This window comes from Barnesiella sp. CU968 (assembly GCF_905219685.1).
Lineage (GTDB): Bacteria > Bacteroidota > Bacteroidia > Bacteroidales > Muribaculaceae > Lepagella > Lepagella muris_A.
In genome coordinates, this window is record NZ_CAJMXD010000355.1 from 1 (window position 1) to 3,021 (window position 3,021).

At 44.5% G+C, this 3,021-nt stretch carries 1 protein-coding gene and 1 pseudogene; both read left to right on the plus strand.

Annotation, left to right across the window (positions count from 1 at the left end):
- A pseudogene (locus JX312_RS11360) lies at window positions 1-252 on the plus strand (hypothetical protein); the annotation flags it as partial.
- 78 nt (window positions 253-330) lie between these two features.
- Complete coding sequence (locus JX312_RS11365; RefSeq protein WP_204458073.1) at window positions 331-2,793, plus strand: C10 family peptidase; 2,463 nt, start codon at window positions 331-333, stop codon at window positions 2,791-2,793.
- The last annotated feature ends 228 nt before the right edge of the window (window positions 2,794-3,021 follow it).

Genomic DNA, 3,021 nt, shown 5'->3' on the forward strand with positions numbered 1-3,021 from the left:
ACACAATACAGACTTGTGTTTTACTATGGCGCGTTCTACATTGACAACGCACATCCTTCAAAAACCTGTACTTTCGTTGCAAATCTCCAAAAAGGTTCAGGGGTAGACGGCATAACAGCTGACAAAGACGGCAAATATAGCGTTGTGTCTCTTGACGGTAAAGTAATTTTCACCAATGGATCATATGACCATATGAAGGCTCTGCCCAAAGGAATCTATATAATAAACGGTAAAAAGATTTCAATCCGTTAAATTCACATATTATTCGGGACTGTCGGCTTGATTGCCGATAGTCCCGCACCTATCAAAGTGCTGTTAAACCAAACAAATATGTTAAGACAAATACTTTCAGGACTCGCAGCAGTAACACTTATGGCTACTGCCTACGCAAAACCTATCACACCCGACGAAGCTCTTTCGCGACTGAAGAGCGCAAACCCCAAGATGGCGGTACCGGCGCGTTCCGGCAAAGCCCGGGAACTTGCCCATACAACCCTTACAGAAAAGGGGAATCCGGCAGTCTATATTTTCAATCAGGGCGAAAACGACGGATACCTGGTGCTTTCAGCAGATGACATTGCCTATCCGCTACTCGGATATGCCGACAACGGACATGCAGTTGAAGGCAACCTTCCCCCGCAACTCGAATGGTGGCTAAGCGAATATGCCAGACAGATTGAATACGCTAATGAGCATGGAATATCTGCAGAAACACCAAAAATAAATATAGACCGCAGATCAACCATGACGGCGATAGCTCCCATGATAAAGACAAAATGGGACCAGGTAGAGCCATACTACAACCAATGTCCTATGGTGGGAACAAACCGCACATACACAGGTTGCGTGGCAACGGCTATGGCACAGGTATTGAAATATTGGAACTATCCTGAAGTGGGAACCGGATCCATCAGCTATGAGTGTGAGGACATTTCAAAAAGGCTTTCCATGAATTTTGCCCTTCGCAAGTTTGATTGGGAGAACATGTCAGACACATATGTGCCAGGACAATATACAGAAACTGAAGCCGATGCTGTCGCATATCTGATGAAAGCTTGCGGATATGCCGTGAAAATGAATTATAATACCGAATCTTCAGGCGCCCTTGCCATGAATATTGCTTCAGGTCTGAAAAAATATCTCGGTTATGACCAGAATATACTGTACGACCTCAGGATGTATCATTCCACATCCGAATGGGAACAGATGATCTATGACAACCTCAAAACCGTTGGACCTATCCTTTACGGCGGTGGATCCATGCTCGGCGGCGGTCACTCTTTCGTGCTTGACGGATATGACGGCAATGGCATGTTCCACTTTAACTGGGGATGGAGCGGAATGTCTGACGGATATTTCTCCCTCGATGCCTTAAACCCTGGTTCTCTCGGTGCCGGCGGAGGTAGCGGCGGAGGTTACAACTTCACCCAGGATGCAGTGTTCGGCATCCAGCCTCCTACAGGAAAACCTGCTGAAGTGCGCCCGTTAGGTATGACTCAATACGGCACATTGACAGCTGCAATCGAGGGCAACGTCATGAGTTTCAATCTTGAGGGAGAGGGACAACCGATGTGGGTAAACTACAATCCTTCCACGATCAAGCTTAAGTTCGGGGCTATTTTCGAACCGCAGGGAAACACCGGAGGTGAAACAATATATAAGGACGTAAGCACAATGAAGCTCTCCGTTCAGCCCGGTTACGGCACTAATCCGGAACGTCTCAAACCCGCAGTAGATCTCTCCGACACTCCGCTAAAAGACGGCACATACAAAGTGACATTCGCTTCCGTAGAGATCGAAACCGGAGGTGACGACATATGGACACCGGTGATGCAGAGCTATGGAAATTCCAATTATGTAGTGTTAAAAAAGGAAGGAGACAAATACACAGTTGATAACATACCGGCAGAAATGCTTCAACTTGTGGATGGGAAGTTCCTTACTGAGTTATATTTCGGATGTATGGCCAAGCTCGAAATCGAAGTTGCAAACGATTCTGACATCGAACTGACAAAAGGGTTCGCTCCGGTGTTAATAAACGTTGAAAATGGAGCCATATATTTCATAGGCGAAAGCATATACATTACATTGCCACCTAAAACAAGCGAAAAAAGGGAATGGACAACACCTCTTAACCTTGTTCAACAGGCAACAATTTCTGCAGACACGGAATTTTACATCGCATTCCTTGACGAAGGCACATCAAATTTCTTCGTGTCTGAGGATAAGATAGTAATGCATCCCAATCCTGGAATACCGACATTGTCTCAGATAGGAGCTGTAAGATTAAACGGCGAAAACAAGTCTGAAAATCTACCCAACGGTACAACAGCAATGGTTTATCACATAACCGATCCTAATAATATTGAAGTAAGCACATTTGTTCGTCTGGACCAAGGCATCTTCAATTATAATTGTCTTGCTTTCCTCGTGAAACCGGACTTTGAGAGCACCTCGGGACAAGTGGAGATACTTTCCATGGCAGGTTCTCCTATGTTCTTGCAAAAAGATTTTCGCACACGGTTCGATACAACAGTCTCCTATCCTCTTATGGTGCCTGGAGAATATTACGCCATAATGATGGGATATCAATGGGGATCAAATTATGTCAGTCTTAAAGCGCAGCCCACATACTTCAGATTAAGTTCCTCCGATATAAATGAGTTGGAAGAAACCGAAAGCGATAACAGTGGAGAGATTTACAACCTTCAGGGAATAAGTCTCGGTTATGATTTCGATTCACTCCCTGCCGGCCTATATATCCGGAACGGAAAGAAAATAATCAAGAAATGATTTTTGTTTTAGAATCTTAACCGAATAAGAAAAACAGTCACAAATTAATTTTTGATTGTGAATTTCAGGACACCGGGAGGAATACCCGGTGTTCTTTTTCATCTCATAGCATACCTGCAATCAAGATTTCCCTACTTACAAGGACGTGTATAGGTAGTGTTTCACTGAGTGTGTCTGAGGCGAGTTCACTCAAGCCTGTAGACCTCAGATGACGATGCAAATTTAATT